Source organism: Streptomyces sp. NPDC002499 (assembly GCF_053595415.1).
The window spans coordinates 403,311-425,425 of sequence record NZ_JBSFXO010000009.1 but is presented as its reverse complement, the minus strand read 5'-3'; the positions used below and the strand labels follow the sequence as shown (position 1 = coordinate 425,425).

At 71.6% G+C, this 22,115-nt stretch carries 23 protein-coding genes; 10 read left to right on the top strand and 13 right to left on the bottom strand.

Annotation, left to right across the window (positions count from 1 at the left end):
* Positions 1–72: 72 nt before the first annotated feature.
* The 4 genes from ACWD5F_RS27205 to ACWD5F_RS27190 are packed head-to-tail and all read right to left on the bottom strand — an operon-like array spanning position 73 to position 3,703.
* Positions 73–1,170: an amidohydrolase family protein gene (locus ACWD5F_RS27205; protein WP_451258155.1), complete on the bottom strand. Its 1,098-nt coding sequence runs from the start codon at positions 1,168–1,170 to the stop codon at positions 73–75.
* Between the two features lie 48 nt (positions 1,171–1,218).
* Complete coding sequence (locus ACWD5F_RS27200) at positions 1,219–2,025, bottom strand: amino acid ABC transporter ATP-binding protein (protein ID WP_451258153.1); 807 nt, start codon at positions 2,023–2,025, stop codon at positions 1,219–1,221.
* Complete coding sequence (locus ACWD5F_RS27195; RefSeq protein ID WP_451258151.1) at positions 2,022–2,855, bottom strand: amino acid ABC transporter permease; 834 nt, start codon at positions 2,853–2,855, stop codon at positions 2,022–2,024. The genes ACWD5F_RS27200 and ACWD5F_RS27195 overlap by 4 nt, the downstream gene beginning before the upstream one ends.
* A complete protein-coding gene (locus ACWD5F_RS27190) occupies positions 2,852–3,703 on the bottom strand; it encodes a transporter substrate-binding domain-containing protein (protein WP_401727937.1) in 852 nt (283 codons plus the stop codon). The genes ACWD5F_RS27195 and ACWD5F_RS27190 overlap by 4 nt, the downstream gene beginning before the upstream one ends.
* A 180-nt stretch (positions 3,704–3,883) precedes the next feature.
* On the opposite strand from ACWD5F_RS27190, the gene ACWD5F_RS27185 reads away from it, so the two are divergent.
* The 5 genes from ACWD5F_RS27185 (at position 3,884) to thpD (ending at position 8,520) form a co-directional block, all read left to right on the top strand.
* Positions 3,884–4,987, top strand: coding sequence for a pyridoxal-phosphate-dependent aminotransferase family protein (locus ACWD5F_RS27185; protein ID WP_451258149.1), 1,104 nt, complete (start codon positions 3,884–3,886; stop codon positions 4,985–4,987).
* A gap of 293 nt (positions 4,988–5,280) precedes the next feature.
* Positions 5,281–5,811 (top strand): diaminobutyrate acetyltransferase, encoded by a 531-nt coding sequence (gene ectA, locus ACWD5F_RS27180; RefSeq protein WP_451258147.1) that lies wholly within the window; start codon positions 5,281–5,283, stop codon positions 5,809–5,811.
* Between the two features lie 54 nt (positions 5,812–5,865).
* A complete protein-coding gene (gene ectB / locus ACWD5F_RS27175; protein WP_451258145.1) occupies positions 5,866–7,137 on the top strand; it encodes a diaminobutyrate--2-oxoglutarate transaminase in 1,272 nt (423 codons plus the stop codon).
* 65 nt (positions 7,138–7,202) lie between these two features.
* Positions 7,203–7,625 carry an ectoine synthase gene (locus ACWD5F_RS27170; protein ID WP_401727942.1) on the top strand — a complete coding sequence of 141 codons (423 nt, stop codon included), beginning with the start codon at positions 7,203–7,205 and terminating at the stop codon, positions 7,623–7,625.
* Positions 7,626–7,632: 7 nt separating this feature from the next.
* Entirely contained in the window at positions 7,633–8,520 is an 888-nt protein-coding gene (gene thpD, locus ACWD5F_RS27165) for an ectoine hydroxylase (RefSeq protein WP_451258143.1), read from the top strand.
* Positions 8,521–8,589: 69 nt separating this feature from the next.
* On the opposite strand, the gene ACWD5F_RS27160 is transcribed toward thpD, so the two are convergent.
* The 6 genes from ACWD5F_RS27160 to ACWD5F_RS27135 all read right to left on the bottom strand — a co-directional run bounded on the left by ACWD5F_RS27160 (position 8,590) and on the right by ACWD5F_RS27135 (position 13,868).
* Positions 8,590–9,657, bottom strand: coding sequence for a maleylpyruvate isomerase family mycothiol-dependent enzyme (locus ACWD5F_RS27160; RefSeq protein ID WP_451258141.1), 1,068 nt, complete (start codon positions 9,655–9,657; stop codon positions 8,590–8,592).
* 49 nt (positions 9,658–9,706) lie between these two features.
* The gene (locus ACWD5F_RS27155; RefSeq protein ID WP_451258139.1) at positions 9,707–10,324 is read right to left on the bottom strand and encodes an RNA polymerase sigma factor; all 618 of its coding nucleotides are present in this window, start codon (positions 10,322–10,324) and stop codon (positions 9,707–9,709) included.
* Positions 10,325–10,369: 45 nt separating this feature from the next.
* The gene (locus ACWD5F_RS27150; RefSeq protein WP_451258137.1) at positions 10,370–11,491 is read right to left on the bottom strand and encodes an aminotransferase class V-fold PLP-dependent enzyme; all 1,122 of its coding nucleotides are present in this window, start codon (positions 11,489–11,491) and stop codon (positions 10,370–10,372) included.
* Positions 11,492–11,550: 59 nt separating this feature from the next.
* The gene (locus tag ACWD5F_RS27145) at positions 11,551–12,282 is read right to left on the bottom strand and encodes a DsbA family oxidoreductase (RefSeq protein WP_451258135.1); all 732 of its coding nucleotides are present in this window, start codon (positions 12,280–12,282) and stop codon (positions 11,551–11,553) included.
* A gap of 75 nt (positions 12,283–12,357) precedes the next feature.
* Positions 12,358–12,876 carry an N-acetyltransferase family protein gene (locus tag ACWD5F_RS27140; protein WP_451258133.1) on the bottom strand — a complete coding sequence of 173 codons (519 nt, stop codon included), beginning with the start codon at positions 12,874–12,876 and terminating at the stop codon, positions 12,358–12,360.
* Positions 12,873–13,868: a GlxA family transcriptional regulator gene (locus ACWD5F_RS27135; protein ID WP_451258131.1), complete on the bottom strand. Its 996-nt coding sequence runs from the start codon at positions 13,866–13,868 to the stop codon at positions 12,873–12,875. The genes ACWD5F_RS27140 and ACWD5F_RS27135 overlap by 4 nt, the downstream gene beginning before the upstream one ends.
* Before the next feature lie 70 nt (positions 13,869–13,938).
* On the opposite strand from ACWD5F_RS27135, the gene ACWD5F_RS27130 reads away from it, so the two are divergent.
* Positions 13,939–15,312: an MFS transporter gene (locus tag ACWD5F_RS27130; protein ID WP_451258129.1), complete on the top strand. Its 1,374-nt coding sequence runs from the start codon at positions 13,939–13,941 to the stop codon at positions 15,310–15,312.
* Here the strand turns inward: ACWD5F_RS27130 and ACWD5F_RS27125 are convergent.
* Together ACWD5F_RS27125 and ACWD5F_RS27120 are read right to left on the bottom strand one after the other, a co-directional pair.
* On the bottom strand, positions 15,287–15,895 hold the full coding sequence (locus ACWD5F_RS27125) for a DUF1349 domain-containing protein (RefSeq protein ID WP_401727954.1): 609 nt from the start codon (positions 15,893–15,895) through the stop codon (positions 15,287–15,289). The two genes, ACWD5F_RS27130 and ACWD5F_RS27125, sit on opposite strands and share 26 nt — an antisense overlap.
* A gap of 104 nt (positions 15,896–15,999) precedes the next feature.
* Entirely contained in the window at positions 16,000–17,529 is a 1,530-nt protein-coding gene (locus ACWD5F_RS27120; RefSeq protein WP_451258127.1) for an aldehyde dehydrogenase (NADP(+)), read from the bottom strand.
* A gap of 137 nt (positions 17,530–17,666) precedes the next feature.
* Between ACWD5F_RS27120 and ACWD5F_RS27115 the strand changes: the two genes are divergently transcribed.
* The 4 genes from ACWD5F_RS27115 (at position 17,667) to ACWD5F_RS27100 (ending at position 20,974) form a co-directional block, all read left to right on the top strand.
* On the top strand, positions 17,667–18,440 hold the full coding sequence (locus ACWD5F_RS27115; protein WP_124002368.1) for an IclR family transcriptional regulator: 774 nt from the start codon (positions 17,667–17,669) through the stop codon (positions 18,438–18,440).
* Between the two features lie 4 nt (positions 18,441–18,444).
* Complete coding sequence (locus ACWD5F_RS27110) at positions 18,445–18,915, top strand: GNAT family N-acetyltransferase (protein WP_451258125.1); 471 nt, start codon at positions 18,445–18,447, stop codon at positions 18,913–18,915.
* A 90-nt stretch (positions 18,916–19,005) separates the two neighbouring features.
* Positions 19,006–20,271, top strand: coding sequence for a sensor histidine kinase (locus ACWD5F_RS27105; protein ID WP_451258290.1), 1,266 nt, complete (start codon positions 19,006–19,008; stop codon positions 20,269–20,271).
* Positions 20,272–20,302: 31 nt separating this feature from the next.
* Positions 20,303–20,974, top strand: coding sequence for a response regulator (locus tag ACWD5F_RS27100; protein ID WP_451258123.1), 672 nt, complete (start codon positions 20,303–20,305; stop codon positions 20,972–20,974).
* A gap of 68 nt (positions 20,975–21,042) precedes the next feature.
* Here the strand turns inward: ACWD5F_RS27100 and ACWD5F_RS27095 are convergent, their stop codons facing one another.
* Positions 21,043–22,050, bottom strand: a complete 1,008-nt coding sequence (locus ACWD5F_RS27095) for an Lrp/AsnC family transcriptional regulator (RefSeq protein WP_451258121.1) — start codon at positions 22,048–22,050, stop codon at positions 21,043–21,045.
* Positions 22,051–22,115: the final 65 nt, after the last annotated feature.

Below are 22,115 nucleotides of genomic sequence, written 5' to 3'. Positions count from 1 at the left end.
CCTTCTGTCCGAATACGGGGTTGACGTACCGGCGCGCGAGAGGGCGCGCATCTCGTCAACCCACTGCCGACGTCAGCCGACGACCCGCCCGTTCACCACCACCCGGCGCGGCGCCGCCAACACCCGTACGTCGGCCCGCGGATCGGCCTCGTACACCACGAGGTCGGCCGGCGCACCCTCGTCGAGGCCGGGTCGCCCGAGCCACGACCGGGCCGCCCAGGCCGTCGCCGACAGGGCCTCAAGGGGCGGGATCCCGGCGGTGACCAGTTCGGCCACCTCCGCCGCCGCGAGGCCGTGCGGGAGCGTGCCGCCCGCGTCCGTGCCGACGTACACGGGGATGCCGGCGTCGTAGGCGTTGCGGACGGTGTCGTAGCGGCGTTCGTGGAGCCGGCGCATATGGGCGGACCAGCGGGGGAACTTGTCCTCGCCGCCGTCCGCGAGCCGCGGGAACGTGGCGATGTTGACCAGGGTCGGGACGATCGCGACGCCCCGCTCGGCGAAGAGCGGGATCAGGTCGTCGGTGAGGCCGGTCGCGTGCTCGATGCAATCGATACCGGCCTCGACCAGGTCCCGCAGCGAGCTCTCGGCGAAGCAGTGCGCGGTGACGCGGGCGCCGAGCCGATGGGCCTCGGCGATGGCCGCCTCGACGGCGTCCCGGGGCCAACTGGGCGCCAGATCACCGAGATCACGGTCGATCCAGTCGCCGACCAGCTTCACCCAGCCGTCGCCCCGGACGGCTTCCCGGCCGACGTACTCGACCAGGTCCGCCGGCTCGATCTCGTGCGCGTAGCCGCGGATGTAGCGGCGGGTGCGGGCGATGTGCCGGCCGGCCCGGATGATCTTCGGGAGGTCCTCGCGGTCGTCGACCCACCGGGTGTCGGAGGGCGAGCCCGCGTCCCGGAGCAGCAGCGTGCCCGCCTCGCGGTCGGTCAGCGCCTGCTTCTCGGCGACGTCCTCCGGGACGGGCCCGTGCGCGCCGAGGCCGACATGGCAGTGGGCGTCGACCAGGCCGGGCAGGGTCCAGCCCTCGACCGTACGGACGTCGTCGGAGCCGGCGCCGACGGGACGGTCGTAGGAGATCCGCCCGTCGACGACCCACAGTTCGTCCCGGACCTCGTCCGGTCCGACGAGGATCCGGCCCTTCACGTGCAGCATCGCGCGTTCGCTCATGACTGCACGATAGGACGACGCCCCTTTCGAGACACGCGCCGGTCCGCGCTAGTCGATGTCCTCCTCGACCTCCGCCATCGCGGGGTTCAGGAGCCGGGACAGGAAGTGTCGGGTCCGCTCGTGGCTCGGGTCGCCGATCACCTGGGCGGGTGCCCCGTCCTCGACGATGACGCCGCCGTCCATGAAGACCGCCCGGTCGGCGACCTCCTGCGCGAAGGTCATCTCGTGGGTGACGACCATCATGGTCATGCCCTCGCGCGCGAGCATGCGCATGACGGCGAGGACGTCTCCGACGAGTTCCGGGTCGAGCGCGGACGTCGGCTCGTCGAAGAGCATCACCTCGGGGCCCATCGACAGCGCGCGGGCGATCGCGACGCGCTGCTGCTGGCCGCCGGAGAGAGAGGCGGGGTAGGCGTCCGCCTTCTCCGTGAGGCCCACCCGCTCCAGGTTCTCGGCGGCCACCTTCGCCGCCTCGGCCTTGCTCCGCCGCAGCACCCGCCGCTGCGGCAGCGTGAGGTTCTCGGTCACGGTGAGGTGCGGGAAGAGGTTGAACTGCTGGAAGACCATGCCGATACGACGACGTACGGCGTCGATGTCCACGTCCGGGTCGGTGAGTTCGGTGCCGCCGACGAACACCTGCCCCTTGGTGGGCTCTTCGAGCAGGTTCACGCAGCGCAGGAGCGTGGACTTGCCGGAGCCGGACGGGCCGATGACACAGACGACCTCGCCGCGCCGGATCTCCAGGTCGATGCCCTTGAGGACCTCGTTGTCGCCGAACGACTTGTACAGGCCGCGTACTTCGATCTCCGGGCCCGACGTCCGCGGACCGGTCCCATGAGCGGTGGTCTCGGTCATTTCACGGCCTCCTGGGCCTTCGCCTCCATGCGGCGCACGACGAAGCCGAGCGGGATGGTGACCAGCAGGTAGCACAGGCCGGCGACCAGGATCGGCGTGGAGTTGGCGGTCTGGCTGGCCAGGTCCCGGCCGTACTTGGACAGTTCGCGCTCCTCCAGGGTGACGCCGAGGAACAGGACGAGGGAGGAGTCCTTGAACAGGAGCACCAACTCGTTGGTCAGCGGCGGCAGGATGATGCGGAAGGCCTGCGGGATGACGATCGAGATCATCGCGCGCGCCGGTGAGAAACCGAGCGAACGGGCCGCCTCCAGCTGCCCCTTGGGCACCGCCTGGATGCCCGCCCTGATGGTCTCCGCCATGTAGGCCGCGGCGACCAGACCGAGCGCGAGGGCCACCTTGCCGTAGGTGCCGCCGACGATCTCCGTGCCGGGGAAGGCCAGCGGGACGGCGACCCCGATGAAGATGAAGATCAGCAGGGCGGGCAGGCCGCGGAAGATCTCGATGTAGATGCCGGCGACCCAGCGGTAGGGGCCCACGGACGACAGCCGCATCAGCGCGATCACCATGCCCAGCGCCAGTCCGACGACGAAGCCGGACAGCGTGTACAGGACGGTGTTCTTCAGCGCCAGCGTGATGACGTCCGGGAACATCTGCTGGGCGATGTCCCACTGCGCGAACTGGTTCTTCAGCCGCCCCCAGTCCGCCGAGACCGCGAAGGCGATCACGGCGGCGACGAAGAGGACGTACTGCGCACCGCGCGACAGGCTGCGCTTCTGACTCCGTGTCAGTCCCTTTTTGCGGGGCTGGAGTTGAGCGTCGATGCCGGTCATGAAGCGGAGGCGGACGCGGCGGGCGAGGCGGCCGAGGCGTCGTAGGGGCCGATCCACTGCTCGTACAGCTTCTTGTACGTGCCGTCCGACTTCGCTTCGCTGAGCGCCTTGTTGACCGCGGCGAGCAGCTTGGTGTTGCCCTTCTTCACCGTGAAGCCGTACTCCTCACCGGTGTTGATGTTGTCGGCGACCTTGAAGGCGGCCGCGTTGGCCTTGTCCTTCAACCAGCCCTGGACGACCGGGTAGTCGATGACGACGGCCTTGACCTGGCCGGTGCGCAGGCCGTTGAGGACGGCGTCGGAGGACTCGAAGGAGACCGGGTCCAGGCCCTTGCCCTTGACGTAGTCCTCGCCGGTGGTCTGCGCCTGGGCGCCGACCTTCTGGCCCTTGAGGTCGGCGAAGGACTCGATGCCGCTGTTCTTGTCGACGAGGACGGCCTGCGTTGCGTCAAAATACGGGTCCGAGAAGTCCACGTTCTTCTTGCGCTCGGCCGTGATGGTCATGCCGGCCGCGGCCAGGTCGCACTCGCCAGAGTTGAGAAACGCGCCGGTCTTGAAGTTCTCGAAGGGCGTGTCGAGGATCTCCTGCTTCACCCCGAGGTCCTTCGCCACCAGATCGATCAGCGAGACGTCGAAGCCCTGCACCTTGCCGTCGATCTCCGACTGGAAGGGCGGGTAGGGCAGATGGGTGCAGGTGGTGAGCTGCCCGGACTTGACGAGCGCGACCCCACCGGACGTCTTCGAACTGCTGCCGCTGTCGGTCGAGGTACAGCCGGCCACGAGGACCAGCCCGGCCGTCGCGGTGGTGGCGGCCAGGACGCGGGCCCGGCGACCGAGGACGGTGTTCACGGAGACCTCCAGTGGGGGAAGTGGGGGTTCTGATTATAAGGAGATGCTTGGGTCTCTCAAACCATTCCCATGGCTTGAGAGCCGTCTGGCCTAGGAACTCTCAAGTGACGGGAGTGACACGGGAGGAAGCTACCCTCGATCGAGCCGCCGACCCGTGAGTACCGCCTGCGCGTACCGCCCGTGAGTGAAGAGAGCACCGCCGTGACCCACCCCTTCCTCGACCTCCCTCCGCTGACCGCCGCGCGCTTCGCCTCGATCGAGGACCGGGTGGCCCGGCTGCTCGACACCCGGCAGGACGTCGTGATCACCCAGGGCGAGGCTCTGCTGCCCCTGGAGGGCGCGATCCGCTCCACCGCCGGCCCCGGGACGACCGCGCTCAACGTCATCACCGGCCCCTACGGGCAGACCTTCGGGGACTGGCTGCGGGACTGCGGGGCGACGGTGATCGATCTGGCGGTGCCCTTCCACACGGCCGTCACGGCCGAGCAGATCCGCGAGGCCTTCGCCGCGCACCCCTCGATCGACTTCGTCTCCCTGGTCCACGCGGAGGCGGCGACCGGCAACACCAACCCGGTCGCGGAGATCGGCGAGGTCGTACGGGAGCGGGGCGCGCTGTTCTACCTGGACGCGGTCGCCTCCGTCGGCGCCGAGCCGGTGCTGCCGGACGCGTGGGGCGTGGACCTGTGCGTGATCGGGGCGCAGAAGGCGATGGGCGGCCCGGCGGGCGTGTCGGCGGTGTCGGTGAGCGCGCGGGCGTGGGCACGGATGGCGGCCAACCCGCGGGCGCCGCGCCGCTCCTACCTCTCGCTCCTGGACTGGAAGGAGCGCTGGACCGACGCCGGCCGCAAGGCGCTGCCGCACGCTCCGGCACAGCTGGAGATGCTGGCCCTGGAGGCGTGCGTCGAGCGGATCGAGGCGGCGGGGCTCCCGACGGTCATGGCCCGTCACGCGTCCGCCGCGGCGGCGACGCGGGCGGGGGCGCTCGCGCTGGGCGGGGGCCTTGAGCCGTACGTCCACGAGGCCCGGGACGCGGCACCGGTCGCCACGACCCTGCGGACGCCGGCCGGCGTCGACGCCTCGGAGCTGGTCGCGCGGGCGCTGGCCGTCGACCCCTCGGTGCCGCTGGCCGCGGGCGGCGGAGCGCTGGCCAAGGAGATGATCCGGGTCAACCACTACGGGGCGGACGCGACGCCGGAGGTGGTGCGGGCGAGCCTGACGGCGCTCGGGGCGGCGATGCGGGAACGGGGACTCGACGTGAACCTCGACGGGGTTACCGGACCCTAATTCCAGGGGAATTCCAGAATTCACTTCCCGAATTCCCGAGTGCAGCTTCCCACTTTCTCCTGCCCGCTTTTTTTCGGGCCAAACGCAAAGATTTCGCGGGAGTTACGCGGGGGTTGTACGGTTGTGACGCGTTACACATCGTGGTCGTTTTGTGGTTTTTGTGCTGGGCAAATCGTCATCTTCCGACCAGTTTCCGTGTGGCCGCCCACGCCCGCGCGATAACACAGGAGCTCTCTGCCCGTAACCCCTTGCGGCGATGCAATTTCGAATTTCCCTCGGTAAATTCAATTCCCATGACTGCGGGACAAGCGGAACTGCAAGCCGAACTGCGAATCGACCGTCCGTCGGTGACGGACGGCGCCGCGCTGTGGCGGATCGCGAAGGAGTCGAAGGCGCTCGACCTGAACTCGTCGTACAGCTATCTGCTGTGGTGCCGGGACTTCGCCGCGACCTCCGCGGTGGCGCGCGACGAGAGCGGGGACCCGGTCGGGTTCGTCACCGGGTACGTCCGGCCCGACCGGCCCGGCACCCTGCTGGTCTGGCAGGTGGCGGTGGACGAGGCCTACCGCGGACGCGGGCTCGCCGCCTCCCTGCTGGACGGCCTGGTCGCGCGGATCGCCGCCGACCAGGACCTCCGTACCGTCGAGACCACCATCACGCCGGGCAACACCGCCTCCGAGCGGTTGTTCACCGCGTTCGCCGAGCGGCACGGCGCCCGTCTGGAGCGCGAGGTGCTGTTCGACACCGGCCTGTTCCCCGACGGGCCGCACGACCCCGAGGTTCTCCACCGCATCGGTCCCCTCTCCCCGACCCCTGCTGCCTGACCCTCTCCGTCCGACCCCTCCGCCTGACCCCCACGCACCGAGGAGCGATTCGTCGTGACCATCACCCAGCCCGACCTCAGCGTCTTCGAGACCGTCGAGTCCGAGGTACGCAGCTACTGCCGCGGCTGGCCCACCGTCTTCGACCGCGCGCAGGGCAGCCGTATGTACGACGAGGACGGCCACGAGTACCTGGACTTCTTCGCCGGCGCCGGCTCGCTGAACTACGGGCACAACAACCCTGTCCTGAAACGGGCGTTGATCGACTACCTGGAGCGGGACGGCGTCACGCACGGGCTCGACATGTCGACCACCGCCAAACGCGCCTTCCTCCAGACCTTCCAGGACCTGGTGCTGCGGCCGCGTGATCTGCCGTACAAGGTCATGTTCCCGGGCCCCACCGGCACCAACGCCGTCGAGTCCGCGCTGAAGCTGGCGCGGAAGGTCAAGGGCCGCGAGGCGATCGTGTCGTTCACCAACGCCTTCCACGGGATGTCGCTGGGCTCGCTCGCCGTGACCGGCAACGCCTTCAAGCGGGCCGGTGCCGGGATACCGCTGGTGCACGGCACGCCGATGCCCTTCGACAACTACTTCGAGGGCACGGTCCCGGACTTCCTGTGGTTCGAGCGGCTCCTGGAGGACCAGGGCTCAGGGCTCAACAAGCCCGCGGCCGTGATCGTCGAGACCGTGCAGGGCGAGGGCGGCATCAATGTGGCGCGGCCCGAATGGCTGCGCGCGCTCGCCGAGTTGTGCGAGCGGCAGGACATGCTGCTCATCGTCGACGACATCCAGATGGGCTGCGGACGCACCGGCGCGTTCTTCTCGTTCGAGGAGGCCGGCATCACGCCCGACATCGTCACGGTGTCCAAGTCGATCAGCGGCTACGGACTGCCCATGTCGCTGTGCCTGTTCAAGCCCGAGCTGGACATCTGGGAGCCGGGCGAGCACAACGGCACCTTCCGCGGCAACAACCCCGCGTTCGTCACGGCCACCGCCACGCTCGAGGCGTACTGGGCGGACGGGTCCGCGATGGAGAAGCAGACCCGGGCGCGCGGCGAGCAGATCGAGCAGGCCTTCGCCGCCATCACCGAGGAGAACCGCGCCGACATCAAGGAGTACCGCGGTCGCGGGCTCGTGTGGGGCATGGAGTTCCAGGAGCCGGCGCGGGCCGAGCGGATCGCGCGGCGCGCCTTCGAACTCGGGCTGCTCATCGAGACGTCGGGCCCGCAGAGCGAGGTCGTGAAACTGCTCCCGGCGCTGACCATCACCCCCGAGGAACTCGACGAGGGCCTGACCGTCCTCGCCCGGGCCGTCCGCGAGACCGCCTGACAGCACACCGCACAGCACACCGCACAGCACACCTTTCCGTACCACCTAGGAGGGATCGCACCACCGTGATCGTCCGTTCGTTCAAGGACATCGAAGGCACCGACCGCCACGTACGGGCCGCGTCCGGCACCTGGGAGAGCAAACGCGTCGTCCTCGCCAAGGAGCGGGTCGGCTTCTCCGTGCACGAGACGATCCTGTACGCGGGTACGCAGACGGACATGTGGTACGCGAACCACATCGAGGCCGTCGTCTGCGTCGAGGGCGACGCCGAACTGACCGACCGCGAGACCGGGACGACGTACCACATCACGCCCGGCACGACCTATCTCCTGAACGGGCACGAGCGGCACACGCTGCGGGTCAAGGAGGACTTCCGCTGCATCTGCGTGTTCAACCCGCCGGTGACCGGCCGGGAGGACCACGACGAGAACGGCGTCTACCCGCTGCTCACCGAACCCGGGCCGGAGTCCGCACACGAGGAGGTGTGACATCACCATGACCACCGTCACCGATCTCTACCCCAGCCGCGGCACCACCGAGGTGTCGATCCCGCGCAAGGACCCCGTCGTGTGGGGCCCCCTCGACACCCCGGGACCGATCTCGGCCGACGGCCTGCGCTCGTTCGAGAACGACGGCTTCCTCGCCGTCGACCAGCTCATCGGCGCGGACGAAGTGGCCGTCTACCACAAGGAGTTGGAGCGGCTGCTGGCCGATCCGGCGATCCGGGCCGACGAACGCTCCATCATCGAGCCGAAGTCCAAGGAGATCCGCTCCGTCTTCGAGGTGCACCGGATCAGCGAGGTCTTCGCGAACCTGGTGCGCGACGAGCGGGTCGTCGGCCGGGCCCGGCAGATCCTCGGCTCGGACGTGTACGTCCACCAGTCGCGGATCAACGTCAAGCCGGGCTTCGGGGCCGGCGGCTTCTACTGGCACTCGGACTTCGAGACCTGGCACGCCGAGGACGGGCTGCCGAACATGCGGACGGTGTCCGTCTCGATCGCGCTGACCGAGAACCACGACACCAACGGCGGGCTCATGATCATGCCGGGCTCGCACCGCACGTACCTCGGGTGCGCGGGCGCCACGCCCTCGGACAACTACAAGAAGTCGCTCCAGATGCAGGACGCGGGCACACCGTCCGACGAGGCGCTGACCGAGCTGGCCGGCGAGTACGGCATCAAGTTGTTCACGGGCAAGGCGGGTTCGGCGACCTGGTTCGACTGCAACTGCATGCACGGCTCCGGCGACAACATCACGCCGTTCCCGCGCAGCAACGTGTTCATCGTGTTCAACAGCGTGGAGAACGAGGCCGTGGAGCCGTTCGCCGCGCCGGTACGGCGCCCGGAGTTCATCGGGGCACGGGACTTCACCCCGGTGAAGTAGTCGACCGGTGAAGTAGCCGACCGGTGATGCAGTCGGCAGGAGAGCAGCGGGCGGTGTCACGGCCAGGCGTCACAGCCAGGCCAGTGCCGCCGCCCGCTCCAGTACGTCGCCGACCGCGCGCGGGTCGCCCGAGGTGGTGTGCGGCACCTCGTCGGGGGCGTACCGGCCGCCGACCAGGAGACAGAAGTCGACCGGGTCCAGGGTGAGTTCGGCGCGTACCGGCTCGTCCTCGGAGCCCAGCACCCACCGCTCGCCGCCGGCGATCGCGAACAGCACCGGGGGTGCCGTCGGGCCGAGCGCGAGGCCCAGGACGCGGACCGCCAGCCGGACCAGCCGGTCCAGGTGGACGGCGGGCGGCGGCGGAACGGGCAGGCCGAGGGCGCGGCCGATGTCGTCGGTGTGGATCCACGTCTCGAAGGCGCGCACCACGAAGTGGTCGGCGACGGGCAGCCGCACCCCCATCAACACCGTGGCCCGGCCCGCCGGTTCGGGATCGTGGGCCTCGGGCGCGGCGAGCAGCGCGGCGGCCTGGGCAGCCCAGTCGGCGACCGTCTCCTGGGGCGTACGGCCGTGTTCGCGCACGATGACGTCGGCGCTGCGCCGGTTCCAGGCGTCCTCCCAGGTCGCGCCTTCTTCCTCCACTTCGGTCCGCGACGACGGCACCCGGGCCGCGATGCCGAGCCGCCCGGCGAGGGGCTCGTCGGCGGCCAGCAGATGCGCGACGGTCGCGTGGACGTCCCAGTCGTGCACGACCGGCGTCCCCCACCGCCCGTCCGCCTCGGCCAGCAGCGCCTTGAGCCCGGCGACGGCGGCCGCGTAGGGCGCCGCGTGGGCGGCGACCGGGGGTGCGGCGGGGCGCAGGCGGCGGGCGTAGGCGAGGATGTCGGAGGCGCCGGTGGCCGCCCCGGACGCGGCGGGCGCGCTCGGCAGCCCATTCACCGCCGGTCCGTCCGGTACCGGCCCGTTCGTCACCTGCCCGTCCAGCAGCCGTACCGTCTCCCGCAGCCGGCGTGCCTGGGCCGCGCAGCTCGGGCACTCGGCGAGATGGGGCGCGACCAGGCGTTCCTCGGCCGGTGACAGGGCGTCGAAGGCCCAGGCGGCCAGCAGCTCGCGCACGCCGTCGTGGTCGTCGGTCACCGTGCCCCGCCTTTCTCCGTCGAACGCTCCGTCCTGCGCCCTGTCGCCATCATGCGCCCCTTTCGAGCGCGGGGTCCGGTGGGTCGGCCAAAGACTCGGCCAAGGTGCGTAAAGCCGTGCGCAGCCGGGTCTTGGCGGTGCCCTCGGGGATGCCTAGCTCGACGGCCGCCTGCCGGTAGGTGCGGCCCGCGAAGTAGGCCAGATGCACCACCTCCCGTTGCGGCTGCGGGAGTTCGGCGAGGGCGGAGTGCAGCAGGAGGGAGCGCTCGCGGTCGACGACCGCCTCGTCGGGGCCGGGTGCGGCGTCCGGGATGGCGTGCAGGGCCGAGTCGTCGGCGCGGACGTCCTTGCGGTGCCGTGCCTCGCTGCGCACCCAGTCCACGGCCCGCCGGTGGGCCAGCATGGACAGCCAGGAGCGCAGGCTGCCGCGGCGCGCGTCGAAGGCGTACGGCCTGCTCCACAGCTGGGCGAAGACCTCCTGCGCCACGTCCTCGGCGGCGCCCGGGCTGCGGGTGACCCGCACCGCGACGCGCCGCACCAGCGAGCCGTACGCCGTGTACGCCTCGGCCAGCGCGGACTCGTCCCCGTAGACCAGCCGCCTGTGCAGCTCCGCGTCGACGGCGAGTTGCATGGACGTATCGCCCGTGATCTCCACCGGCACCACCACCCCTGGTGCCCTTCCTAGCGTCCGTGCGCGCGCCGCGCCAGTGGTTCAGGAGGACAGGACGTCCAGCAGCCGGTCGACGTCGGTGGACGTGTTGTACATGTGGAAGGCGGCACGCAGGTTGCCCGCGCGGTTGGAGACCTCGACCCCGGCGGCGCTCAACTCGCCCTGGCGGACGCCTAGTCCGGGTACGGAGACGATCGGCGAGCCGGGTGACGGGACGGGCTCGTGGCCGATCGCGGCCAGGCCTGCGCGGAAGCGGTCGGCGAGAGCGAGGTCGTGGGCGCGTACGGCGTCCACCCCCAGTTCCTCCAGAAGTTGGAGCGAGTGGCGGGCGCCGGCGTAGGAGAAGAGGGCGGGGCTCTCGTCGAACCGCCGTGCGGAGTGGGCGAGTTCCTCGACGGGGCCGTAGCAGGAGTCCCAGGGGTGCTCCCCCGCCACCCAGCCGGCGAACAGCGGGGGCAGTGCGCCGAGGTCCTCCGGGACGACCAGGAAGGTCACGCCCCGCGGGCAGACGAGCCACTTGAAGGCGACGCAGGCGGAGTAGTCGTAGGCGTCCGCGTCGAAGTCCAGCCAACCGGCCGCCTGCGACGCGTCGATGTACGTACGCGCCCCGTGCTCGCGGGCCGCCGCCCGGATCGCGGGCAGGTCGGCGACCCGGCCGTCGGCGGACTGCGCGGCGCTGACCGCGACGAGGGCGGTGCCGGGCCGCACCGACTCGGCGAGCCGCTCCAACGGCACGCTGCGCACCTTGAGTTCGGAGCGGACGTGGAAGGGGTTGACGGTGGAGCTGAAGTCGCCCTCGGCGGTGAGGACTTCGGCACCCGCGGGCAGCGACGCGGCGACCAGTCCGCTGTAGACGGCGACCGAGGCCCCGGCCGCCACCCGGCGTCCGGGCACCCCGACCAGTCGCGCGAAGGAGGCCCGGCTCGCCTCGACGTCGCCGAACATGTCGGTCGGCGCCCCGGCGGCCGCCGCCTCCACGGCGATCCGCATGGCGGTCACCGTGCGGGCCGGTATCAGCCCGCTGCTCGCGCTGTTGAGATAGGTGTTCCTCGGGGCGAACTCGGCCCGGACGAGGCGCGCGAAGTCGGCGTCGGTCCCGGCGGTCTCCGTGCTCTCCGTGGTCTCCATGGATCCACTGTGGGCCCGCCGGAACTCGTAGTCCATTGCCGATTCTTACGGGGTACCGCTAAGGAACGCTTATACGTCCGCCCTGACCTGTGCCTTTACGGCCGAGGCGGCACCGCGCACCCGTCCGGACCGCACGCCTCGGCGTCGCCGCCCGCGTCCCCCTGGTCGATCAGCGTCAGCGGCGACCGCGCGCCCCACGCCTGGCTCAGCGCCTGTGCGAAGACCTCGGCGGGCTGGGCGCCGGAGACGCCGTACTTGCGGTCGAGGACGAAGAACGGCACGCCGTTCGCGCCGAGTTCGGCGGCCTCGCGCTCGTCGGCGCGGACGTCGTCGGCGTAGGCGGTCGGGTCGGCGAGCACCTTGCGGGCGTCCTCGGCCTCGAGTCCCGCGGCCACGGCGAGTTCGACGAGCCGCTCGTCGCCCTCGGCGAAGACGGAGCGCTCCTCGGCGAAGTTCGCCTGGTAGAAGGCCTGGATCAGCTCGTCCTGGCGGCCCTGCTCCTTGGCGAGGTGCAGCAGGCGGTGCATGTCGAAGGTGTTGCCGTGGTCGCGGTCCTCGGTGCGGTACGCCAGGCCCTCGGCGGCGGCCTGCGCGCCCAGGTTCTCCTCGCCGGCCTGGGCCTGCGCCTGGCTCATGCCGTACTTCTTCGTGAGCATGCCGATCACCGGCTGGACGTCGGTCTTGGCCCGCCCGGGGTCCAGCTCGAAGGAGCGGTGCACCACCTCGACCTGCTCGCGGTGCGGGAACGCGGCCAGCGCCTTCTCGAAGCGGGCCTTGCCCACGTAGCACCAGGGACAGGCGATGTCCGACCAGATCTCGACGCGCATGCTCTCGGCTCTTTCCGGCTCGAAGGGATACGGAGGGTCCCTCCGCCGGCCGCAAGAACGTTCAGGCAGCCGATTTCATTCCCCGGGCCCGCCCGCTCCCGGCACGGTGAAGCGCAGGTAGCGGTGGTGGTCCCCGTCGACCGGCAGGTTCTCCGGGTCCGGCGTCCAGCCCAGGCGGGCGTAGAAGGCCTGGGCGCGCCGGTTGTCGACGTGCACGTCCAGGACGGCCGTCCGTCGGCCGTCGGCCCGCCACTGCTCCACGCAGGCCGTGTGCAGGGACGTACCGACGCCGGAGCGCCAGTGGTCGGGGTCGACATGGAACTGGAACAGCTTGACCGTGTCGGCGGGGGCGCCCTGCGGGGTGCGGAAGGAGGCGAGCCCGACGATGCGGCCCCGCTCGACGAGGCACAGCACATGCCCCTCGGGCCGCTCGATGGCGCCCTGCCAGGCGGCGAGCCAGTCGGTGCCGTCGTCCGGGACCCCTTCGGGGTAGTACGTGGCCCGGGCGCGCGCGTGCAGGGCGGTGACGGTCGCGACCTCGGCGGGCAGGACCGTACGGATCACCCGGCCGACCGCGGCTTGCTCTCTGATCATGCAACCGATGACGAGTCCAGGGCCGCTCCGGTTCCGAGCCGGCTGAACTGCGCCCGGTAGGCGCTCGGCGTCAGACCGGTCCTGCGCACCACATGGGCGCGCAGCGAGTCGGCCGTGCCGAGGCCGCAGGCGCGGGCCACCTGGTCCATGGGCAGGGCGGTGGTCTCCAGCAACTCCCGCGCCCGCTCGACGCGTTGGTGCAGCAGCCACTGCAACGGGCTGACCCCGCTCTCGGCGTGGAAGCGGCGGGTGAGGGTGCGCACGCTGACGCCCGCGTGCCGGGCCAGGTCGGTGAGGGTGAGCGGCCGGTCGAGATGGCGCATGGCCCAGCCGCGGGTGTCGGCGCAGGCCTCGCCGCGCTCGGGCGGCAGCGGGGTGTGGGTGAACTGGGTCTGACCGCCGGGCCGTACGGGCGCGACCAGGGCGAGGCGGGCGACCTCGTTGGCGACGGCGGCGCCGTAGTCGGTGCGGATCATGTGCAGGCACAGGTCGATGCCGGCGGCGTAGCCGGAGGCGGTCAGGAACTGGCCGTCCTGGACGTAGAGGACGTCGCCGGTGAGGTCGACCTCCGGATAGCGCCTGCGCAGTTCCTCGGCCTGGTTCCAGTAGGTCGTGGCCCGGCGGCCGTCCAGCAGGCCGGCCTCGGCCAGGGCGAACGCGCCGCTGCAGATGGAGGCGATGCGCTTTCCCGCGGCGGCGGCCTCGCGCAGGGCGGCCACCGTGCGCGGGTCGGGTGTGTACCGGTGACCCGTACCGACGACGAGGACCATGTCCGCGTCCCGTACGACGTCGAGGCCTTGCCGTACGTGCAGTTCGAGGCCCCCGGTGGTGGGGACGGGACCCGGTTCCGGGGCGCAGATGACCGTCTCGTAGCCCGGCTCCCCGTCGATCTCGACCCGGTCGAACAGCAGCTCCGGGATGGCCAGGTTGAACATCGAGACGGGGGTCGCCGCGACGACGGCGACCCGACGGGGGCGCCTGAGCTGGTGCATGGCCAGAACCTCCGGATGCATGGCGTTCAGGCCACTACCGTACCCACGCCGAGATCAGCAGCATGAGGGCATGCCCACCGACCGGACCTTCCTGCACAAGCAACCAGTCGACACCCGGCGCGAGTCGAAGGAGTCGCGCCCCTCCCCCGGCCTCACCCTCACCGCCGCTCTCCTCGGTTTCTCGCTGATCACCCTCGACTCGTCCGTGGTGAACGTGGCCCTGCCCTCGATCGGCTCCGCGCTCGGCGGCGGGATGTCGGGCCTGCAATGGGTGGTGGACGCGTACACGCTCGCGTTCGCCGCCCTGATGCTCTCCACCGGGGCCTTCGCGGACCGGGCCGGGGCGAGCCGCGCCTACGCCCTGGGCATCGCGGTGTTCACGCTGGCCTCGGCGGCCTGCGGTCTCGCGCCGAACCTGCCGACCCTGATCGGCGCGCGGGTGGCGCAGGGGGCGGCGGCGGCCGTGGTGCTGCCGGCCTCGCTCGCCCTGGTCCGGCAGGCGTACGCCGATCCGGCCCGCCGGTCCCGGGCGGTGGCGACATGGTCGGCGGGCGGCGCGGTGGCGCTGGCCCTGGGCCCGGTCGCGGGCGGCACGCTGACGACGGCCTGGGACTGGCGGGCCGTCTTCTTCATCAACCTGCCGCTCGGCGCCCTGGCCCTGCTCCTGCTGGTCCGGGCGCCCCGCTCCCCGCGCCGTCCGGCCCCGCTGGACCTGCCGGGCCAGCTGACCGCGGTGGTCGCCCTCACCGCCGGCACGTTCGCGGTGATCGAGGGCGGCACGACGGGCATCGTGGCGCTGGTGGTGGCCGTCGTGGCGGGCGCGGCCTTCCTCCTCGTCGAGTCGCGCCATCCCCACCCGGTGGTCCCGCTCGGCCTGTTCCGCGACCGGACCGTCTCGACGACCGTCGCCGCCGGCGCGGCCTGCAACGTGGCCTTCTACGGCATCGTCTTCGTCTTCTCCCTCTTCTTCCAGCAGGTCCAGGGCCGCTCCGCGCTCTACACCGGACTGATGTTCCTGCCGATGGCCGGCCTGATGCCGGTCACCAACGTGATCGCCGGGAAACTGGCGGGCCGCCACGGCCCCCGCCTCCCGATGCTGCTGGGCCAGTCCCTGGCGGCGGCCGGGCTCCTGCTTCTGCTGTACGTCGACGAGGGCACGTCCGCGGTGCTGGTGGCGGTGCTCCTCGTACCGATGGCCGTCGGCTGCGCGCTGATGATCCCGCCGCTGACCGCGGCCATGATGGACGCGGTCCCGGCCGAGCGGGCCGGCCTCGCGGCGGGCGTGTTCAACTCGGCCCGTCAGGTGGCGGGCGGCCTCGGCATCGCGGTGTTCGGAGCGCTGGTGGCCGACGGTTTCACCGCGGGCCTGCGGGTGAGCCTGGCCATGGGCGCGGCCCTGCTTCTCCTGACGTTCCTGCTCAGCTTCCGTCGCGCAGGTCGCTAGGCCAGCTGTCCCGGAACTCGATGTGGTCGTACGTCACGACACACCCCTCCCCCATCGGCGACTGCGTCATGAACCCGACGAGCGCCGCGTCCGTCTCCTTCTCGGCGCCCAGCGTGAAGAGCCGGACGAAGGTCCACCGCTCTCCGTCACGAGAGGCGTGGAAGGCGAAGGCCCGTCCGGTCCGGCTGACCCGCAGCCACACCGAACTCCCCTCCACGCTGAAGGAGTTGGCGTCATCGGAGTGCCCCCGGGTGACCACCGTGCAGACGGTCGGCACATCCGGGGAGTACTCCAGGCAGAGCTTCGCCCAGGCCCGGTCACCGACATGGACGTAGAGCACCCCGGCGTCGAAGGCCCCGGCGAACCCGACGGTGACCCGGGCGATCAGCTGAAAGTCCCCGTCCGGCGCCCCGAGCAACCGGGGCGCGTCGGCAGCGGGATCCAGTCCTTCATCGGTAGGCGGCACGAATCGATCCTGCCGCGGCCCGGCCCACCCGGTGAGAATGCCGTCTTCATAGGACCAGTTGCCGGAGGGACCATAGGTACGGAGGGCGAAGGGCAGTTCGGAAAGTTCCAAGTCCATCCACTGATTCAACCAGGTTCAGCATGCCTACCCAGGGGCGCGGGGAACTGCGCGACAAGCCGCAGCGCACCCGCACCCCGAAGCGCATCCGCACCCCTACGGCGCTACCGCTCCAACCGCCCATCAAACCGACGGGGCAGCCCCAACGGGTTGTCGTCTTTCAACTCGGCCGGCAACAAAGCCTCCGGCACCCCCTGATAGGCAACCGGCCGCATCCACCGCTCAATAGCCGTCCCACCGACGGAGGTCGACGTGGACGTGGTAGCCGGATAAGGCCCCCCATGATGCTGAGCCGGAGCCACAGCAACACCCGTAGGCCACCCGTTCACCAGCACCCGCCCGGCAAGCGGCGTCAACTCGGCCAGAATCTCCGCGCCCCGCCCCTCACCGTCCGCTTCCTCGGAAGACAGATGAACCGTCGCCGTCAGATTCCCCGGCAGCCGGGAAAGCACTCCCCGCAGCTCGTCCTCGTCCTCATAGCGAGCGACAACCGTCACCGGCCCGAAGCACTCCTCGAGCAGCAGGTCGTACGCCCCCTCCGCAACCAACTTCTCCGCAGCCACCGTGAGGAACCCCGCACTGACGGTGTGCTGGCTCCCCGCCCCCGGAGTGACCGGCGACTCGACCTCGGCCAGCTCGGCCCGCTCGGCGACCCCGGCGATGAAGTTGTCCCGCATCCGGTGGTCGAGAAGCACCCCGGCGTCCGTGTCGCTGACCGCGTCCGTCAGCGACTTCACCAGCCGGTCGCCCGCCGCCCCGGCAGGCGCGAACACGATCCCGGGCTTCACGCAGAACTGCCCGACACCCAGCGTCATCGAGCCCGCGAGCCCCGTCCCGATCGCCTCGGCCCGCTCGGCCGCCGCCGCCTCGGTGATCACGACCGGGTTCAGGGAGCCCAGCTCACCGTGGAACGGAATCGGCGTCGGACGCGCGGCGGCCGCGTCGAACAGCGCACGCCCTCCGCGCACCGACCCGGTGAAACCGGCCGCGGCGACCAGCGGGTGCTTGACCAGTTCGACGCCCGCCTCGAACCCGTGCACCAGACCGACGACACCGGCCGGAATGCCGTGCGCGGCGGCCGCCCGGCGCAGCACCTTGGCGACCAGCTCGGACAGCGCCGGGTGGTCGGGGTGGGCCTTGACGACGACCGGGCAGCCGGCGGCCAGCGCCGACGCCGTGTCGCCGCCCGCGACGGAGAAGGCGAAGGGGAAGTTGGAGGCCGAGTAGACGGCGACGACGCCCAGCGGCACCTTGTACCGGCGCAGGTCCGGGATCGGCGGGGTCGCGGTGGCGTCGGGGTGGTTGATGATCACGTCGAGGAAGGCGCCCTCGTCGACGATGCCGGCGAACGCGCGCAACTGGTAGCAGGTGCGGGCGAGTTCGCCGGTGAGCCGGACCGGGCCGAGCGCGGTCTCCGCGTCGGCGGTCTCGACGAGACCGTCCTTGGCGGCTTCCAGCTGATCGGCGGCGGTGCGCAGGAAGGCCGAGCGGACCGCGCGGTCGGCGAGCGAGGCGCGCGCCTCGTGCGCGGCGCGTACGGTGGCGTCGACCTCCTGGGCTGTGGCCTCCACCGCAACCTGCTCGCGCTGCTTCCCGGTACGGGGGTCGACACTCCAGACTGGTGCTGCTGCCACCGCGGGTCCCTCCAGGTAAATCTGGCGACGTACTATCTGGGTCATTTCACCAGGGTCGTTCGATATGCTGAACGCTGTCTCTGATGATGAATATGCTGTTGGAGACTATTTCCCGTCCAACGAAGGGGTCAAGGGCGATGTCGGCAGGCGAGACAGGCGGCGGGGCGCAGGTCAAGTCCGCGGTGCGGACCGTTGAATTGCTGGAGTACTTCGCCGGTCGCCCCGGTATGCACTCGCTCGCGTCGGTGCAGGAGGCCGTCGGATATCCCAAGTCCAGCCTGTACATGTTGCTGCGCACTCTGGTCGAGCTGGGCTGGGTGGAGACGGACGCGACGGGCACGCGGTACGGGATCGGCGTACGGGCGCTGCTGGTCGGCACGTCCTACATCGACGGCGACGAGGTGGTCGCGGCGGCGCGGCCGACGCTGGACCGGCTCTCGGACGACACGACCGAGACGATCCACCTGGCCCGCCTGGACGGCACGAACGTGGTGTATCTGGCCACCCGCCAGTCGCAGCACTATCTGCGCCCGTTCACCCGGGTCGGGCGCCGGCTGCCCGCGCACTCGACCTCGCTGGGCAAGGCGCTGCTGAGCACCTACAGCGACGAGCAGGTCCGCAAGATGCTGCCCGAGACGCTGCCGGCGCTCACCGAGCACACGATCACCGACCGCGAGAAGCTGATCGAGGAGCTCAACCAGATCCGGGAGCAGGGCTTCGCGGTGGACCGCGAGGAGAACACGCTGGGGCTGCGCTGCTTCGGTGTGGCGATCCCGTACCGCACCCCGGCGCGGGACGCGATCAGCTGCTCGGTGCCGGTGGCGCGGCTGACGCCCGCGCACGAACAGATGGTGAAGGACGCGCTGTTCGACGCGCGCGACCGACTGACGCTGGCGACCCGGAGGCTCTGAACGCATGGACGTCGTACTGCGCCCGGTCCACGACAGCGATCTGCCCGTCTTCTACCGGCAGTTGAACGACCCCGAGTCGCTGCGCATGGCCGCCTTCACTCCTGCGGACCCGGCCGACCGGGACGCCTTCGACGCGCACTGGAAGAAGATCCGGGCCTCCTCCGCCATCCAGTGGGCGATCCTCGCCGACGGTGACGTGGTCGGCAGCGCGGGGCTGTACGGGGAGCCGGGCGAGCTCGAGGTCACCTACTGGGTGGACCGCGCCTACTGGGGTCAGGGCATCGCCACGGCCGCGCTGCGGGCGCTGCTCGCCGAGAGACCCGAACGCCCGCTGTACGCACGGGCGGCCGCGGACAACGCGGGGTCCCGGCGGGTGCTGGAGAAGTGCGGCTTCCGGGTCACCGCGAAAACGAGCGGGTACGCGAACGCGCGCGGCGAGGAGATCGACGAGGTCGTGCTGACGCTGGAGGGTTGAGGACCGTTGCGGCGGTTCGAGGGGGACGGCCCGGCGGGCGGGGCGGTGGCCGGAACGGCGGTCGGGTCGACGGCCGGATCGGCGGTCGGGATACGGGAGTTCGCCCGCCTGCTGTTCGGGCGACGGGCCCGGCTGCGCTGGGTCCATCTGATCCTCGGCGGCGCGCTCGCCATGCCGTACGTCCTGCTCGGCGAGGCCTTCGTCGGTCCGGTCACCGGCTCGCAGAACGTCTTCGGGGACTTCCGCCTCCAACTCCTCTCCTTCGCCGCCGGGTTGCCGCTGGCCGCCGCCACCTCGCTGTTCCCGCTGACCCGCCCGCTGGAGGCGAGCGCCGTCCGTTGGCTGTGCGGGGTCGACGCGGACCGGCTGGTCTACGGCCCCGCCCGCACCCGGGCCGCCAAGGGGCGGACGGCGGCCTGGTTCACGCTGCATCTCGGGTTCGGCGGGATCGTCGCCGGGATGTCGCTGGCGGTACCGCCGTTCGCCGTCGTCCTGATCGTGCTGCCGCTGTTCGCGTGGCTGCGCGACAGCCGGCTCGGGCTGCCCGAAGTCCTCGACCACACATGGGCGTTGGCGCTCTCGCCGGTCGCGGGCATCGCGTGCCTGCTCGCGCTCGCGGGGTGCGCGGCCGGTGCCGGGGCGCTGCTGGCGCGCTGGGCACCGGCGCTGCTCGGGCCCGCCCCGGAGGACCGGCTCGCGGCGGCCGAGGCCCGCGCCGCCGACCTCGCGGTACGCAACCGGCTCGCCCGCGAACTGCACGATTCCGTCGGCCACGCGCTCAGCGCGGTCACCCTCCAGGCGAGTGCGGCCCGGCGCGTCCTGGACTCCGACCCGGAGTTCGTCCGCGAGGCGCTCGCCGCGATCGAGGACACCACCCGGCGGACCGTGGGCGAACTGGACGCCGTGCTGGGCGTGTTGAGGGACGGCGACACCCCGGGCACCGGCCCGGCCCCCACCCTCGCCGCCGACCTCGACGGTCTGCTGCGCCGGGTCCGCGCGGGCGGCCTCCGGCTGACGGCGACCGTGCCCGCCGACCCCGACGCCCTCCCGCCGGTCCTGTCCCGCGAGGCCTACCGCATCGTCCAGGAGGGCCTGAGCAACGCGGTCCGGCACGCCGGCGACGACGTCGAGGTGACGCTGCGCGTCGAACTCACCGACGACCACCTGGAGATCACCGTGGAGAACCCCCTCGTCGACACCCTCACCCCGTCCAACTCCCCGCGCCCCGGCGGCGGTCACGGCCTGCGCGGCATCGCGGACCGGTCCCGGCTGCTGGGCGGGACGGCACGGGCGGGGCCGGACGGCACGGGGATGTGGTGTCTGCACGTACGCCTGCCGGTGAAGTTCCCGGCCTGAACCGCCCCCGCCCGTCCTGGAGGACCCCCGCATGCCCCAACCCGAGCCCCGCCCGCCGATCCGGATCGTGCTCGCCGACGACGAGCGCATGGTCCGTACCGCGCTGCGCGCCATCCTCTCCGCCGAGCCCGATCTGGAGGTGGTCGGTGAGGCGGCGCGCGGGGACGAGGCGGTGGCCGTCGTGCGGGAGGTGCGGCCCGACGTCGTGCTCATGGACGTACGCATGCCCGGGATCGACGGCATCCGGGCCACCGAGGAGATCCTCGCCGCGCTCGACGAGCCGCCCCGGATCGTCGTCGTGACCACCTTCGAGAACGACTCCTACGTGTACGACGCGCTGCGCGCCGGAGCCGCCGGGTTCCTGCTGAAGCGGGCCGACGCCGACGCGCTCGTCCAGGCCGTACGGCTCGTCGCGCGCAGCGACAACCTGCTGTTCCCGTCGGCGGTGCGGACGCTGGCCGCCGAGCACGCGCGCGCGTACGTGACGCCGCCGGCGTGGGTGGCGCGGCTCACCGGCCGGGAGAGCGAGGTGCTGCGGCACCTGGCGGAGGGGCTGACGAACGCGGAGATCGCCCGCCGGCTGGAGGTCGGCCCGGCCACCGTGAAGTCGCACGTGGCGGCCGTCCTGGCGAAGACCGGCACCAGGGACCGCACCCAGGCGGTGATCGCGGCGTACGAGGCGGGTTTCCTGCGCCCCTCCTGACCCCCCTTTTCCGCGCCCCTACTGACCCGGCTCTCCCGCGTTCCTCTTACACACGCCGGGCGTGGCGTTCAGAGGCTCCCCGGGCGGATCAGACCGGTCCTTTTGACCCCGCTCAGGATGGGGGTGACCTCGACCGTGGAGACGTGGGCGAGGGCTCCGACCGTGTCGCTGAGGAAGTGGTAGAGCGCGGTGAGGTCGGCGGCGGCGACGGCCACGAGGAGGTTGGCCGGGCCGGTGACGGCGGAGGCGAAGCGGACCTGTGGGTGACGGCTGAGGACCCGGCCCGTCTCCTCCAAGCCGCCGGGGGCGACGGTGAGCCACAGCAGCGCCTCGGTGCGGATGCCCAGCCGGGCGAGATCGACCTCGGTCGCGAGCCGGACGGCCTGGCCGCCGACCAGCGCCTCAAGGCGGCGCCTGGCGGTGAGGGCGCTGGTGTCGGCGCGGCGCGCGAGATCGGCGTAGGAGGCCCGTCCGTCCTCGATCAGGGACGTGATCAGCGCGTGGTCGACGGGCTGGAGGGCCGGGCGGGCGGCCGGGGCGGAGTTGTCCGGGCGCAGGCTGTCCGGCCATGGGCTCTCCGGTCGCAGGCCGGTCAGTTCGGCTTCCGTCAGCAGGCCGCCGCTCCAGTCGAAGGCCGCAGGAAAGACCCGTAGCAGGACGTGCGAGGTCCACGACCGGACCGCGGGAGTGGCCGGAAGGTCGCGCAGCAGCAGCGAGTTGCGCGCGTCCGGCCCGTCCAGGAACAGGATCGTGCAGATCTCGTCGGCGCCGCCGAGGACGTCGACCCAGACCGTGTCGGGGCGGCGGGCCAGCGTGGCGGCGACCGCGCCGATCCGGTGGGGCCGGCATCGGATGCGCAGGGCCAGCGGAATCAGGTCGGGGAACCACACCGGGTTGCGTACGGCGGTGGCGCGCAGCGTCCTGTCGTGGAACAGCGGCGCCGCGCGACGCACCACGGTGCGCTCGGAGACGCCCAGGACGCGTCCGACCGTGCGCCACGAGGCCCGCGGGGACGCGAGCAGCGCGGCGGCGATCCGACGGTCCGTGTCGCTCAGCGGACGGCTTGCTTTCGGCATGTCTCCGGATCCTCCTCGGTCCACTTTGTTGTGACTGGCACTGTCCTCGCCATGCGGGCGTCCGT